Below are 15,687 nucleotides of genomic sequence, written 5' to 3' on the forward strand. Positions count from 1 at the left end.
CTATTTTTTAATTCGGTTAATTGGTTTTTACTAAATCGTTGTTTTAATACAACGTTAGTTATACATCAAAATCTAAAACTACTTTCTCTGATGTTGGTACGGCCTGGCAGCTAAGCACATAGTTTTTAGCTACCTCATCTTCTTCTAATGCATAGTTTATTTTCATCTCTACAGCACCTTCTAAAATTTTACATTTACACGTACTGCACACGCCTCCTTTACACGCAAATGGCAAATCTGCTCCTGCACCAAGTGCGGCATCAAGAATATTATCATAATCGTTTGTCATTCCAAAACGAAATTCTTTTCCACCATCTAAGATAGTAACCTCGGTACCTTCAAAACGTTGTTCTAATGCTGCTGCTGCGCGTTTTTTATCGGCTTCGGATAATCCTGTTACAAACAGTTCAAAATGCACTTGCTCGGACGGCAAGCCTGCGTTTATTAAATAGTCGCTTACATAGGTTACCATTTCTTCTGGACCACATAGAAACACATCATCGGTATCAGGAATATCGATAAAATTTTGGGTAAGTACTTGCATTTTTTCGTCATCAAACCTACCGTTAAATAAATCGATATCTCGTTTTTCTTTCGTTAAGAAATAATAAATTTCTAGGCGTCCAAAATACTTGTTTCGCAACTGTTCTAATTCTTCTTTAAAGATAATAGATTTTGCTGTTTTATTTACATAAAACAATTTACAAGTAGCCTTAGGTTCACTGGCCAAGTGTGTTTTTATCATAGAAAGCACAGGTGTTATTCCACTACCTGCAGCAAAGAACAAATAGTTTTTTGACTTTTCGGTATTGGTTTCAACTCCAAAACTACCTCCTGGTTTCATTACCGAAAGCTGGTCGCCTGCTTGCAACTCTTCATTCACATAGGTAGAAAAAATACCGGTAGGAATTTGCTTTACAGCAACTTTCCATACATTTTCTAAAGGACTAGAGCATAACGAATATGAACGGCGTACATCTTGCCCATTAATTATTTTTCTTAAGTTTAAGTGTTGCCCTTGACGAAAAGCAAATTCTTGCTGTAATGCTTCGGGAACATCAAAAGTAATTACGCTACAATCGGAAGTTTCCTTGCATACGTCTTTTACGGTTATATCATAAAATTGAGCCATCTATATAATTGTTTCCTTACAAAACTAACACTTGTTAGTCTAATTTGCAAATGGAAATTTATAAAAATGATAACTTTCAATCTATCAATCCGTCTAATAAAAGTCTCGGCAAGTCTGTTTTTAGGGTTTTCAACGATACGACATCTTTTTTAGCATACCACACATAAAGTGTGCGTAAAGTTGTTAAAATACCAAAAACACTAATTTCTATATGAATATTTTTAAGTTCGTTTTTAGCCATTCCCACACGGAGAATTTCTCTAAATTTAGCTTCATATTCTTTTCTTAGGCTTAGGTATAGTGTTTTATTCTCTTCGTCCAAATGAATCCAATCGTTATTCATACAAGCCAAAAAATCGGTTTGTTCTGCAGTAAGCTCAATATGGTGATGAATAATCGATGTTAATTTCTCTATACTTGCAATAGGCTGTGGCACAACCGTGTCTATATGCCCAACAAAATCTTTTGCAACGGAAAGCACAATACTTGCTAAAATTTCTTGCTTAGAGGAAATATGATTGTACAAACTTGCCGCTTTTATACCCATTTCTGCTGCTAAATCTCGCATAGAAACAGCATTATATCCTTTTTTACGGAATAATTTTGCCGCAGTTAACACAATATCTTCTCTCCTATTATTCTTATTCATTATTCAAAAAGTACGACCTAATTAGGTTCCTTTTAAAGGAAAATTAAACTTTATAAACGGATGTTCCTGCTGTAAGGTTGCTATTTTAGACTCCAGTTTTTTTAAGAATAACTGATGTTGCTCGGAATCTTCATTAAAGGCTTTATGCTGAACGGCTCGTTGTATTTTGTCTATTTTTTTCATCAAGAGCGCCGCATCTTCCGAAATCCAAGTAGTTATAAATTTCTCCCATATATAATTAACTGCAACAGGATTAGGGTGTAGCATATCCGCTGTATAATAACGATAATCTCGAAGCTCATCCAATACAATTTCATAGGCAGGAAAATAAAAAGTATTTTGTGTACTGCTTAAAAACTGATGTAATGCGGTTAATAAGTGCGCTTTACTTTGCTGATTTTCTACCAATCCGTCTTTTAAATGCCTTACGGGAGAAACTGTATAAATTACATGTATATCTGGGTTAATTTCCTTTAAATACGTTAAAGCTTTTTGCAAAGCTTCTGCAATAGCTGTTGGCGAAGCTATTTCTTTTACAAAATTTACTTGAGGAATTTTATGACAATTAGCCACATACTGGTCACTTTCTTTATGCTTATACACCCACGAAGTTCCCAAAGTTATTATTACGTGTGTTGCCGAACTTAAAAATTGTCTTGCTGCCTGTAAAGCTGTATTTAAACGCGTTAATAAAACCGCCTGAGATAAACTATTAAGACGAGAATGTGCCGAAAAACTACTCCACACCTCTTGATAGCAAAAAGTATCGGCTGTTGTATACAACTCTTGTTTTGCTACTCTTCTTAAAAATGAAGCTATCGCAAAAGGATGAAATAAAATTCCGATTGGATTTTGTTTCGATTCAAATTTAGCCTCTAAAAACTTACCTCCTATATTTTCTGCAAAACACGACCCCAATAATAACACCCCTGAAGTGTGACTAATTTTAGGTTTTCCCTCAGGGATATTAATTGGTGTTGTAAATTGCATGGTTTAATCTAAGAATGTTTTTGCTTCTTCTAAGGCCGCCAAAATTCCAGATGGATTTTTTCCGCCTGCAGTAGCAAAAAAGGCTTGACCGCCGCCGCCGCCTTGAATGTGTTTTCCTAATGCGCGTACAATTTTCCCCGCGTTTAAATCTTTCTCTTCAACTAAAGATTTCGAGATATAACACGTTAATAAAGCTTTACCATCTTGTTCTGCTCCAAATACTAAAAATAAATTCCCTAACTCTCCGCCTAGCTGAAAAGCAACATCCTTCATTCCATTAGCATCTAAATCTACTTGCTGAATAAGGTAATTTACTCCGTTTTGCTCCTGAACAGCTGCTTTTAATTCCGCCTTCAAAAAGCTTGCTTTTTCTCTCTTTAAAGCTTCGATTTCTTTTCTTAATTCAGAATTTTCATTTTGGATATCAGTAACCGATTTTATCGGGTCTTTTGTATTGTTTAGCAAGTGCTTTATTTGTTGCATTTGCGTGCTTTGCTCGGTAAGTAAATCTTTTGCAGCATCGCCTGTTATGGCTTCAATACGGCGTATACCAGAAGCCACCGCAGCCTCTGCTGTTATTTTAAAATGCCAAATATCGGCTGTATTGGCTACGTGTGTTCCTCCGCAAAGCTCCATCGATTTTCCAAAACGAATTGTGCGCACTGTATCGCCATATTTTTCTCCAAACAAAGCTACAGCACCTTCTTCTATGGCTTTTGTATAAAGCATGGTTCTGTTTTCTTCTAAATCGAGTTGCTCTCGAATACGAGCATTCACAAAATTCTCGACTTCTTTTAACTCTTCTGCGGTAAGCTTATTAAAATGTGAAAAATCAAAACGCAAATAACCGCTATGTACCATAGAGCCTTTTTGCTCTACATGTGTTCCTAAAATGTTGCGTAAAGCTTGATGTAACAAATGCGTTGCGGAGTGGTTTGCCGCAGAGCGATTACGCTGTTTGGCATCGACCACCGCCATAAAGGTTTGTTTAATGTCTTGCGGGAGTGTTTTTGTAGTGTGAATAATTAAGTTATTCTCTTTTTTAGTATCTATAATGTATGTTATATCTCCGTTTGCAGACTTTAAGTAGCCTTTATCGCCTACTTGTCCTCCGCCTTCTGGATAAAAAGGAGTAAGGTTAAATACCAACTGATATAAGGCACCATCTTTTTTGGTAACCAGCTTTCTGTATTGTGTGATTTTCACTTGAGCCTCAAGGTAATCATAGCCTACAAATTCTTCTTCTTCATCTTCTTGCAGTACTACCCAGTCTTCCGTTTCGGTTTGCGCTGCTAGTCGAGAGCGATTTTTTTGTTTTTCTAATTCTTCTTCAAAAGCTTTTAAATCTAATGTATAATTCTTTTCACTAAGAATTAAGGCTGTTAAATCTATTGGAAACCCATAAGTATCGTAAAGCTCGAAAGCTTTTCTACCTGAAATTTCGTTTCCTTTTGCCGATGCAATGATGTTATCTAGTAAAGATAAGCCTTGATCTAAGGTACGTAAAAAAGATTTTTCCTCTTCTTTAATTACATTTTCACATAGGTTTTTTTGTTTTTTAAGCTCTGGAAAAGCTTCTCCCATTTGCGTTGCAAGCACCGCTACTAATTGATGGATAAACGCTTCTTTTTTATTTAAAAATGTAAACCCATAACGGATAGCTCTTCTCAAAATACGCCGTATTACATAGCCTGCACCGTTGTTGCTAGGCAATTGCCCATCGGCTATAGCAAAACTTACTGCCCTAACGTGATCTGCAATTACTCGAATAGCAATATCTGTTTGCTCGTTTTTACCGTAATTTACTCCTGTTATGATTTCTATTTCGGAAATAAGCGGTTGGAAAACATCGGTATCATAATTAGATTGTTTTCCTTGCATTACCATTGCTAAACGCTCAAAGCCCATTCCGGTATCTATATGTTTTGCAGGAAGCTCTTTTAAGCTTCCGTTTGCCATACGGTTGTATTGTATAAATACTAGGTTCCAGATTTCTACTACCTGAGGATGATCCTGATTTACTAAATCTTTTCCTGGTACTTTTGCTTTTTCTTCTTCAGAACGTATATCTACATGTATTTCGGAAGCTGGCCCGCAAGGACCTTGATCGCCCATTTCCCAAAAATTATCCTTTTTATTTCCCAATAAAATTCTATCCTCATCGATAATTTTTTTCCAAATCTCATAAGCTTCTTCATCTTTAGATAGCTTATCGGTTTGATCGCCTTCAAAAACCGTTACATATAGGTTGTTTTTATCTATTTTAAGCTCTGCTGTTAAAAACTCCCATGCCCAGTTTATGGCTTCTTTCTTAAAATAGTCTCCAATACTCCAGTTTCCAAGCATTTCAAACATGGTATGGTGGTAGGTATCTTTACCTACTTCCTCTAGATCGTTATGCTTTCCACTTACACGTAAACATTTTTGAGTATCGGCAATTCGCGTAGTTTTAGGTTTTGCATTTCCTAAAAAATATTCTTTAAATTGATTCATCCCTGCATTGGTAAACATCAATGTAGGGTCGTTTTTAATCACAATTGGTGCCGATGGCACGATGCTATGTTCTTTAGATTTAAAAAAATCGAGAAACTTTGCGCGAATTTCTTTAGATTTCATGGGTTTATTGTTTATAGCTAACAAGGTAAAATTACCTTTTGTCTTAACTTTAGTTTAAATTTATTTAATAAATAATCTTAAAAAAACACTATAAAAAAAGGTTTTCAAGCTTATTTTATGGATGTTTTGTAACATTTCTTATCTTTGTTCGTCTATATTTTTCGAGACTTAATGAAATTTAAGCACAAAAATAGTATATTTTAAAAGAATGTCGAAGGTAAAATATTATTACGATAGGGAAACAAATTCGTACAAAAAAATTGAGTACCGAAAGGGACGAAAGTTACGTTTTGTTTTCTTTATGGTGGGCGGAAGTTTACTTTCTGGTTTTTTATTACTTTTATTGTATTTAAACATTCCTAAACTAGAAACCCCAAAAGAAAAAGCCTTACAGCGAGAGTTAGCCTATATGCAACTACAATATCGAAGTTTGAATAAAAAAATGGCGCATGTAGAAGAGGTTTTGGCAGAAGTAGAAACTAGAGACAACAACATTTACAGAGCTTTTTTTGAAGCTTCACCTATTCCTGCAGCACACAGAAAAGCTGGTTTTGGAGGAATTAATCGGTATAAAAAACTGGAAGGTTATGCTAACGAACAATTGGTTATCGAGGCAAGTAAACGCATCGATATTTTACAAAAACAATTAGTTATACAATCAAAATCTTTAGACGAAATTACAAGCCTAGCCACAAAAAAAGAAAAGCTTTTAAATGCCATTCCTGCAATTCAGCCAGTAAAAAACGAAGACTTAACCCGTATGGCCTCTGGTTATGGTATGCGTATGCACCCTATTCTAAAATTTAGAAGAATGCACAACGGGATGGATTTTACTGCACCACGCGGAACCAACGTTTTTGCCACAGGAGATGCTGTTGTAAAAAAAGCGCAACGCAGCACAGGTTATGGGAATCTAATTATTCTAGACCACGGGTTTGGCTACGAAACCTATTATGCCCACCTTAATAAATTTAAGGTAAGAAAAGGGCAACGCGTAAAACGCGGTGAGATAATAGGCGAAGTTGGCAGCACAGGACTTTCTACCGCCTCACACCTGCATTACGAAGTGCATAAAAATGGCGTTGTAGTAAACCCTATTAACTTTTATCACGGCGACCTTACGGCCGAGGAATATGACATTATGCTAAACCAATCCTCTATAGAAAACCAATCCTTAGATTAATGCATATTTCCTTACCAGACAAATTATATTACAGCATAGGAGAAGTAGCCGAAGCATTTAAAGTAAACACTTCCTTAATACGGTTTTGGGAAAAAGAATTTGAGGTGTTAAAACCCAAAAAAAACGCAAAAGGAAACCGTAAATTTAGCAAAGAAGATGTAAAAAACCTTCAGTTAATCTATCACCTAGTAAAAGAAAAAGGCTTTACGCTAGAAGGAGCTAAAATATACTTAAAAGAAGATAAAAAAAAAGTCCTCTCTACTTTCGAGATTATTCGTAAATTAGAGGCTGTAAAAGCCGAGTTAGAAAAACTCAAACAACAATTATAATTATTTAACTAAATCCCCCTTATTTCTATGAAAAAATGGCTCATCCCTGTACTTATTATTCTTGTAGCTGGTTTTGGTCTGTATAAACTTTTTGCAGGCGTAAACAACCAAGCTATTGTATTACAAGAAGATGCCAAAACCGCTTGGGCTAATGTAGAAAGTGCCTACCAACGTCGTAGCGACCTTATCCCTAGCCTTGTAAACACCGTAAAAGGAGCAGCAGATTTTGAACGCGGAACACTAACCGATGTAATTGAAGCCAGAGCAAAAGCAACTTCTGTAAAAGTAGATGCCAATAACCTAAATGCAGAAGCCATACAAAGTTTCCAAAAAGCACAAACAGGACTTTCCTCTGCATTATCTAGACTTTTAGTAAGTGTAGAACGCTACCCAGAACTAAAAGCAACACAAAATTTTCAAAACCTACAATCGCAACTTGAAGGAACCGAAAACCGTATCAATGTAGAGCGTAACCGCTATAACAAAAGCGTACAAGGCTACAATACTTACATAAGAAAATTTCCAAACAACCTTGTTGCAGGAATGTTTGGTTTTGAACAAATGACAAGATTCCAAGCTGATGAAGGTGCAGAAAAAGCTCCTGAAGTAAAGTTTGATTTCAAATAATCTTACCTAAAAGTTATGCCTAAACTCCCATTATCTCCAGCAGATGAAAAAGAAATAATTGCTGCCATTAGAAAAGCAGAGCAAAAAACCTCTGGCGAAATACGAGTACATATCGAAGCAAATTGCCCTACAAAAACAGTATTTGAACGGGCAGAACAGCTTTTTTTTGAGCTTAAAATGAACAATACAAAGCTTGAAAACGGTGTGCTTATCTATATAGCCCACGAAGATCATAAGTTTTATATAATGGGAGATCGTGGTATAGACCAACGCGTAGGACAGGATTTTTGGGACTGCACCAAAAACACCATGCAAACACATTTTGCAAACCAAGAACTTAAAGAAGGGCTTATTGCAGGAATATTACAAGCTGGAAAACAACTTAAAAAATTCTTCCCTTGGCAAACCGATGATATTAACGAACTTCCAGACGAAATTTCTAAAGCCTAATGATTACTCAAAAAAATAAGTTCTCTACCTTTTATCTTTTTCTAATTACAACAATATTGGCATGTAATTTTTTTACAGCAAATGCCCAATTAGATATCCCTAAACTACCTAGTAAACAAACCAGTGTTTACGATGGCGGTAATGTATTACAAAAGAACCAGAAACAAGCCTTAGAGCATAAACTATTAAATTATGCAGACAGCACTTCTACACAAATAGTTGTTGCTACCATTCCTAGTTTAAACGGAGAATATATAGGTACTTATAGTGCAGAATGGGCACACCAATGGGGAATTGGACAAAAAGGAAAAGACAACGGTTTACTTATTTTATTAGCACGAGATGAACGCAAAATTTGGATTTCAACAGGCTATGGTTTAGAAGCTCACCTTACAGACGCGCTTAGCAAACAAATTATAGACCAAGTTATTATCCCAGAATTTAAACAAGGTAATTATTACGCAGGCTTAGATAAGGGTACAACAGCCATTATCTCGGTTTTAAGCGGAACTTACAAAGCTATACCAAAACCACCACCAAATAAAAACTCCCCCTTTATATTAGGAAACATTATTGTTTTTATATTTTTTGTAGTGATTATTCTACTCATTATTTTCAGAAAAAATAAAGGCAACGGCGGTAATGGAGGTCGTGGAAGCTTAAGCGGATCTTTACTCGATGCCATTATACTTAGCAGTATGGGACGTGGCTCTTGGGGTGGATCTTCTGGTAGTAGTGGAGGTAGCTTTGGAGGTGGTGGTTTTGGCGGTGGCTTCGGTAGTGGTGGCTTCGGTGGCGGAGGTGCTGGCGGAAGTTGGTAAAAAAATTAACCTTATACACTTCTGTAACACAGAATTTCACAAAACATTTTACTTTTTAAAAATAATAAAACTTTCCAAAACGTGACTTTTATTAGGGTTAGCGTGTCTTAATAGACATAGGGCAGATTGTATTTACAAATTCATCTAGCAACAAAAAGACCCTTAATCTCTATAACTAACCAAAACAAATAAGGGTCTTTTTTTTACAAGCTCAACCAAAACGCTACTGGTTAGAGCTCATAAGTTGTAAACATTCACTTTTATTTAATTCACGAAATTCTTTAGTTTACAAATTGTGTTCTTCAATCAACATAGTTGATTTTACTGATAAAAAAGAGTTGTATAATTATATCAGGATTTATTCATTAACCTGTATAGTTATAGTTATTTAAGGACGGGTTTCCTGGTTTTTAAGCCCCCATTAACCATAGTAAAGGTGTAATGAAATCCTAGGTAAGTACAAGGTGAGTCCAAGATGAGTCCAATGTACTTCCAATATTTCTTATAAAAATAATGGACACAAACTAGAAGTACCTTCAAAATAATTTGCAAGGTAAAGACAACGCATAACACACTAGATTTACTTGTGTTTTTAAAATTTATTCAACCACACGTACAAAAAACTTAGTAGAACGCCTCCTTCTAATCAATTATCACAAAACTCTAGCAACAAGAGAATTTTTAAACTATCTTTTTATAACATACAAGCAAATCGTTCATCTATTAGGTAATATCATTAAAAAATACGTAGAGGTACGTATTTTTTTTTTCGTCATTCTTATCGAACTTGCACTTTCATTAACAATTATTTGAACATAAGCTAATTATAAACATTATATGTTAAAATTGTAAATCAGCATGAGTCTTTCAGATCCCACAATAGGAGAAATTACAATGTTTGGGGGCAATTTTGCTTCAAGAGGTTGGGCATTTTGCGATGGCCAATTATTACCAATTGCACAAAACACTGCCTTATTTTCAATTTTAGGAACCACTTATGGTGGAGACGGAAGAACAACTTTTGCTTTGCCCGATTTAAGAGGTAGAGCCCCAATAGGTCCTAGAAATGATCCTGGTTTAAGTGATTATAGATTAGGACAAAAAGGAGGGGTAGAAACGGTTACCTTAAACATTACTCAAATGCCAAGTCATAATCATACAACTCAAAACAATATAACTGCTGATGATGCTGTAAATGAAACACCTGCTCCAGGAGATGTTCCTGCTATAGGAAATTTTGCTGATGGGGTAACTACCCAAAAAGTAAAAAACTTTGGTCCTGCAACAAATACAGTAAATGGACAAACCATTAGTGCTAACGCTGGTTTAAACATACTTAATACGGGTGAAAATCTACCACATACTAATGTACAGCCTTATTTAGCTGTTAATTATATTATTGCTTTGGTAGGTATTTTTCCTTCTAGAAATTAAACGTCTACAAGTACTCTTAATCATGATAAGAATATTTTTTATCTATTTATCTTATTGAATCAATCTGGAAATTATGAAAAAAACTACTTATGTTTTCTATCTAAAAAGGCTATATCCTGCTTTTTTTATTATGCTTTGTCTAATGTCAGTTCCTTGTTTTTCACAAACTCTTTCAGGCGCTTCAGTCGAGTTTGTAGAATTAAGTCAAACAAAAACTGTTAATGGTTCTGATCAATCACTTGATGCAACTCCAGCACAAGCAACATATGATGTAGAATTTAAAGTTGCAGGAGAAAATTATTATGTCGATGTAGATAGTGATAAAATAATTATTGGAGCTAGAAATGGTTCTGTAATATCTGCCGTAACCTCAATAACTTTTAACTTTTCTGGGGGAACTTTTAGCAGTATAATAGGAGCTTCATTTAATCCTGGAGCTTCTACAGGAACAAATACTAGTGGTGTCTCAGTATCTTTTACAGCTACCAGTGTTACTATATCTGGCATACAAAATAAAGACTTTGCCCAAGGTTATGGGCTTGGAAATATAGGAACAGTTGTTTTTGATATCACTACCGCTGGCGTAGCAAACACAGCACCAGTAATTGGAGGAACAACCGCTGGTCAAAGTGTAAATGACAACGGTATAATTTCGCCTTTTTCAAGTATCACAACTACAGATGCTGATGGAGATAACTTATCTGCAACCATTACTTTAGATGATAATGCTAAAGGAATATTAACAGGTACAGGACTTTCTGGTACTGGGCCTTACACTATTGTAAGCACTACTCCTGCTGACTTACAAACAAAGTTAAGAGCTTTATCTTTTAATCCAACAGACAATAGAACATCAACAACAGAAACCACCACTTTTACAATAGTTGTTAATGATGGTACTGATACCGATACTGACAATACAACCTCTGTGATTTCAAACGCCGTTCCGCCATCTGGTTATACCGTGCAAATAGACCAAGCAAATGTTAATGCATCAAATGAAACTGCTATTAGCTTTACACTTTTTGACGCCGAAGTGGGTACTGTCTATAACTATACGATAAGAAATAATATCGGAGGAACTTCGATTTCTGGTTCCGGGAATATAGTAACGTCAAATCAGCAAATAACAAATATAGATGTAAGCAGCCTGGACGACGGAATTCTTACCATTACAGTAATTCTTACCGATAGTGCATATAGTACAGGAAATAATGCCACTGATACAACAACTAAAAATACAGCAACATATACCCCAAATGCCAACAACATTTTGTTTATAAATAAAAACGTAAGCGGTGGTAATGGCTCGGGAGATTCTTGGGCAAACGCCATCCCTGAACTTTCCGATGCCCTAAAATGGGCAAGAACAAAAAACGAAGCCGACAATAATTGGCTACAAAACGATAGTTTACAGGTTTTTGTTGCCAAAGGCACGTATTTACCTCTTTACAATGCCGAAGACGGAAATTATATCGTTAATGGCAACCGCGATAATGCCTTTGTCATGGTTAAAAATGTACAACTATACGGAGGCTTTGACCCTGCCAATGGTGTTACCAACTTAAGCCATACCCGTGATTTTTCTGAAACCACAGGAAGCATTTTAAGTGGAGATATTTATGGAAATAACACTAACAATGCTTACCACGTAGTCATCTCTACAAATGATATTGGCAACGCCCTGTTAAACGGGTTTACCCTAACTAGAGGAAATGCAGATGGAGGCATGAATATAATAACCGTTAACGGACAAACTATATGGAAAACTAATGGCAGTGGAATATACAATCATTCTTCTTCACTAAGCTTAACCAACATAAGCATTACAAACAATACAGCAGCTCAGGGCGGCGGGGTGTACAATTTTAATTCTTCACCGAACTTAACTAATGTAAGTATTGTAAACAATACAGCAAATTATGGGGGTGGGATAAATAACACTAATTCTTCACCAAACTTAACTAATGTAATGATTACAAACAATACAGCAGATTGGGGTGGTGGAATGTATAATACTAACTCTTCACCGAGCTTAACCAATGTAAGCATTGCAAATAATACAGCAGCAACTGGCGGCGGGATGCAAAACTTTAATAACTCTTTATCTACCATAAACAACAGTATTGTCTGGGGAGAAATAACTAATGGCTACGGTAGCAGTTATGCTGCAGAACACTCATTAGTAGAAGGAGGTAGCGATACGACTAACGGAAACATAAATGCTACAAACTTAAATGACACCGATATTTTCACAGACCCTGCCAACGGTGATTATAGTCTAAAAAATGGGAGTCCTGCTATAAATACGGGAGATAATAATATTTATACAGGCGATATTAATAACGATACCGACCTTGCTGGTAATCCGCGTTTATACGATAATATAATAGATATAGGGGCTTTTGAAAGTCTACCTATTAGCATCAGTCCAGATGCAAACAATATTCTCTATGTAAATAAAAATGTTACCGGAGGTAATGGCTCGGGCGATTCTTGGGCAAACGCCATCCCAGAACTTGCCGATGCATTGTTTTGGGCTAACAATAACCAAGATCCTAATTGGATAACGACACCCTTGCAAATTTGGGTAGCCAAAGGCACTTATCTTCCAGACAAAGGAAGAAATGTGTCCAATAACGACAGAAATGCGACCTTCCAATTGGTTACAGGTGTAGAAATATATGGTGGCTTTGAAGGTGTCGTTACAGAAATTGAACTCTCAGACCGTGATTGGATATCTAACGAAACCATACTAAGCGGTAATATTGATGGAGACAATACCCTCGCCAACAATAGTTATCATGTAGTAACTGGTTCGGGTGCCGATTTCACAGCCATACTAGATGGGTTTACTGTGACCAAAGGAAATGCTAACGGCTCAAATCCAAATTATGGAGGCGGAGGAATTTTCATCTATAATAGTTCTCAAAATGGATCACCAACCCTCTCCAATTTAAGAATTACAAAGAATGAAGCAAGTCACACAGGTGGGGGAATCTTTAGTTATAATTCATCTTTTAAATTATTTAATGTAGAAATAAGTGAGAACACAGCTAAGTTCGGTGGGGGGATTTATACAACAGTTGGACATCCAAAATTACTTAATGTAGCCCTCTATAATAATTCAGCCAATAGAACTGGTGGAGGAATAAATAGCACTGATGAAATAACATTAACCAACTTAAGCATCTATAATAATTTAGCTAGTAACGATGGAGGAGGACTCTATAACACTGGTAAAGCTAATATTCAAAACTCTATTTTTTGGGGAAATTCGGCTGGTGGCAATGGAAATCAAACACATACTGATGCCCTTTATGGTACTGCTCCTACTTATAAAAATAGTTTAATTCAAGATAATGATCTCTCTGTCATAGGCATTGGTAATTTAGACGGTACTGCCTATCTACCTGGGATGATTTTTGCCGATTTTTCAGCTGGTGATTATACCCTAGCTCCAGGAAGTGTCGCTATAAATAAAGGTGGTAACCAAGTATATAGCGATGCTGACGGCGATCTTCAAAACGACAACGATTTAGCAGGAAACCCACGTCTAGATGCCACTATCATAGATTTAGGCGCATATGAATTCCAAGGGGCCAGTACACCTCCTACACCTAATGGATATATTCTCTATGTAGATAATAATGTAAATGGAGGAAACGGCAGCGGAGATAGTTGGAACAACGCTATACCCGAACTAGCCGATGCGCTGAAATGGGCTTACCAAGAACATCAGATTGGTACTCCTTGGAGTGATTCTAATCCGTTGGAAATTTGGGTCGCTGCAGGCACCTATCATCCAGATGATGGAAATCGTGCAACCGACAACGATCGAAATGAGACGTTTCAGCTTATTAGTGGCGTGAAAGTTTATGGAGGTTTCGAGGGAAATGAAATCGACCTATCCGACCGTGACTGGAACACACATATTACCGTGTTAAGCGGAGATATTGATGGAAATGACACTTCAGATAGTGACGGAATAGTAACAAACCCAAATGATATCACGGGATTCAATAGCTATTCGGTAGTTACTGGTTCAGGTGCTGATAACACTGCCTTTTTAGATGGTTTTATAATTACCTCTGGTAGTGCTGACGATGAAAGTGCAGGTATTGATGAACCTAAGAGAAATGGTGGTGGAATTTATAATTACGACGGTTCACCTACCTTAACCAACCTCATCATTACTGGAAATATAACAGAATATCGAGGAGGCGGTGTATTTAATTTTAACAGCTCACCTGTACTAACGAATGTTACTATCAAGGGAAACCGTACAGGTGATGGGAGTAACACTTCACATTATGGGGGAGGAATTGCTAATATATCAGGAAGTTCTGTAGTACTTATGAACTCAAAAATCATCGAAAACAGTGCGCAAGCTGGTGGAGGAGTTTATAATGACGAAAGCCCAACTACACTCATTAATACTCTTATTGCCGAAAATGAAGCTATAAACAGTAATGGAGGAGGAATATTTAATTTTTTAAGTAATTCAACTGAGCTTATAAATGTTTCGATTAGCGGGAATAATGCTGGAAACGAAGGAGGAGGGATTTTTAATGCATACGGTTCTCTATATTTAAAAAATACAGTTGTTTGGGGAAATATTGCTAATGGAGGAAATGAAATTGCTACACAGTACGGAAATGTCAATTTCGAAAGTAGTCTTTATGGTAACGATACTGGGGATGTAATTGGAGAAAATTCTTTTAATACCACCGACACTCTAAATGATGACCCTAAATTTAGTGATATTTCAAATAGTGATTATACCCTAGCCAATAACAGTCCTGCTATAAATACAGGAAGTAATAGTCTTTATACAGGCGATCTAAATAACGATACCGACCTTACCGGTAATCCGCGTTTATACAATAACACCATAGATATAGGAGCTTTTGAAAGCCAAAATGCACCACCAACAGCGATTTGTAAAAATATTACCATACAATTAGACACTAACGGACAAATAAGTATCACTGCAAGTGATGTTGATGATGGTTCATCAGATTTGGAAGGTAATGTTACGCTCAGTATTGACAAAACCGACTTTGATTGTAGTAATATTGGTGATAATACGGTTATATTAACTGTAGAAGACAGTAGTGGTGCTACAGCTACCTGTCAAGCAATTGTTACCGTAAAGGATGTAACCGCTCCAACCCCTGATAACCTTACTTTAGTAGATATCACTGCTGAATGTAAAGTACTAGCAACCGATGTGCCTATCCCAACAGCTACCGACAATTGTGGGGAAACCATCCAAGGAACACATAATTTAACTTTTCCGATTAGCGCCCAAGGAACGCATGTCATCACTTGGACTTTTGACGATGGTAAAGGGAACGTCGATACACAAACACAAAACATCATTATCGATGATGTAACTGCTCCAACGCCTGATAACCTTACTTTAGCAGATATCACTGCTGAATGTCAAGTAC

General features: G+C 36.4%; 11 protein-coding genes. 7 read left to right on the plus strand and 4 right to left on the minus strand.

What is annotated here, in order from left to right; translation table 11 throughout:
• Positions 1-58 precede the first annotated feature (58 nt).
• The 4 genes from GGR32_RS10160 to alaS all read right to left on the minus strand — a co-directional run bounded on the left by GGR32_RS10160 (position 59) and on the right by alaS (position 5,387).
• On the minus strand, positions 59-1,132 hold the full coding sequence (locus GGR32_RS10160) for a 2Fe-2S iron-sulfur cluster-binding protein (protein WP_183478097.1): 1,074 nt from the start codon (positions 1,130-1,132) through the stop codon (positions 59-61).
• Positions 1,133-1,208: 76 nt separating this feature from the next.
• On the minus strand, positions 1,209-1,781 hold the full coding sequence (locus GGR32_RS10165; RefSeq protein ID WP_183478098.1) for a TetR/AcrR family transcriptional regulator: 573 nt from the start codon (positions 1,779-1,781) through the stop codon (positions 1,209-1,211).
• Positions 1,782-1,802: 21 nt separating this feature from the next.
• Positions 1,803-2,771 carry a GSCFA domain-containing protein gene (locus GGR32_RS10170; RefSeq protein ID WP_183478099.1) on the minus strand — a complete coding sequence of 323 codons (969 nt, stop codon included), beginning with the start codon at positions 2,769-2,771 and terminating at the stop codon, positions 1,803-1,805.
• A gap of 3 nt (positions 2,772-2,774) precedes the next feature.
• Entirely contained in the window at positions 2,775-5,387 is a 2,613-nt protein-coding gene (gene alaS / locus GGR32_RS10175; protein WP_183478100.1) for an alanine--tRNA ligase, read from the minus strand.
• A 208-nt stretch (positions 5,388-5,595) separates the two neighbouring features.
• On the opposite strand from alaS, the gene GGR32_RS10180 reads away from it, so the two are divergent.
• The 7 genes from GGR32_RS10180 to GGR32_RS10210 form a co-directional block, all read left to right on the plus strand.
• Positions 5,596-6,570, plus strand: a complete 975-nt coding sequence (locus GGR32_RS10180) for a M23 family metallopeptidase (protein ID WP_183478101.1) — start codon at positions 5,596-5,598, stop codon at positions 6,568-6,570.
• A complete protein-coding gene (locus GGR32_RS10185) occupies positions 6,570-6,899 on the plus strand; it encodes a MerR family transcriptional regulator (RefSeq protein WP_183478102.1) in 330 nt (109 codons plus the stop codon). Before GGR32_RS10180 ends, GGR32_RS10185 begins: the two co-directional genes overlap by 1 nt.
• A 27-nt stretch (positions 6,900-6,926) precedes the next feature.
• Entirely contained in the window at positions 6,927-7,526 is a 600-nt protein-coding gene (locus GGR32_RS10190) for a LemA family protein (protein WP_183478103.1), read from the plus strand.
• 15 nt (positions 7,527-7,541) lie between these two features.
• Positions 7,542-7,976 (plus strand): TPM domain-containing protein, encoded by a 435-nt coding sequence (locus tag GGR32_RS10195; protein WP_183478104.1) that lies wholly within the window; start codon positions 7,542-7,544, stop codon positions 7,974-7,976.
• On the plus strand, positions 7,976-8,797 hold the full coding sequence (locus GGR32_RS10200) for a TPM domain-containing protein (RefSeq protein WP_183478105.1): 822 nt from the start codon (positions 7,976-7,978) through the stop codon (positions 8,795-8,797). Before GGR32_RS10195 ends, GGR32_RS10200 begins: the two co-directional genes overlap by 1 nt.
• Positions 8,798-9,655: 858 nt before the next feature.
• Positions 9,656-10,231, plus strand: a complete 576-nt coding sequence (locus GGR32_RS10205) for a phage tail protein (RefSeq protein WP_183478106.1) — start codon at positions 9,656-9,658, stop codon at positions 10,229-10,231.
• Positions 10,232-10,373: 142 nt separating this feature from the next.
• The coding region (locus GGR32_RS10210) for a beta strand repeat-containing protein (RefSeq protein ID WP_281372620.1) at positions 10,374-15,687 on the plus strand (5,314 nt) is incomplete at its 3' end.

Origin of the sequence: Mesonia hippocampi (assembly GCF_014197445.1) — a bacterium.
GTDB lineage: Bacteria > Bacteroidota > Bacteroidia > Flavobacteriales > Flavobacteriaceae > Mesonia > Mesonia hippocampi.

Excerpts from the sequence above, each read along its gene's own strand:
- GGR32_RS10205 (WP_183478106.1), top strand. The coding sequence starts at position 9,656 with ATGAGTCTTTCAGATCCCACAATAGGAGAAATTACAATGTTTGGGGGC.
- GGR32_RS10200 (WP_183478105.1), top strand. The coding sequence starts at position 7,976 with ATGATTACTCAAAAAAATAAGTTCTCTACCTTTTATCTTTTTCTAATT.
- alaS (WP_183478100.1), bottom strand. The coding sequence starts at position 5,387 with ATGAAATCTAAAGAAATTCGCGCAAAGTTTCTCGATTTTTTTAAATCT.
- GGR32_RS10180 (WP_183478101.1), top strand. The coding sequence starts at position 5,596 with ATGTCGAAGGTAAAATATTATTACGATAGGGAAACAAATTCGTACAAA.
- GGR32_RS10165 (WP_183478098.1), bottom strand. The coding sequence starts at position 1,781 with ATGAATAAGAATAATAGGAGAGAAGATATTGTGTTAACTGCGGCAAAA.
- GGR32_RS10195 (WP_183478104.1), top strand. The coding sequence starts at position 7,542 with ATGCCTAAACTCCCATTATCTCCAGCAGATGAAAAAGAAATAATTGCT.
- GGR32_RS10170 (WP_183478099.1), bottom strand. The coding sequence starts at position 2,771 with ATGCAATTTACAACACCAATTAATATCCCTGAGGGAAAACCTAAAATT.
- GGR32_RS10185 (WP_183478102.1), top strand. The coding sequence starts at position 6,570 with ATGCATATTTCCTTACCAGACAAATTATATTACAGCATAGGAGAAGTA.
- GGR32_RS10190 (WP_183478103.1), top strand. The coding sequence starts at position 6,927 with ATGAAAAAATGGCTCATCCCTGTACTTATTATTCTTGTAGCTGGTTTT.
- GGR32_RS10160 (WP_183478097.1), bottom strand. The coding sequence starts at position 1,132 with ATGGCTCAATTTTATGATATAACCGTAAAAGACGTATGCAAGGAAACT.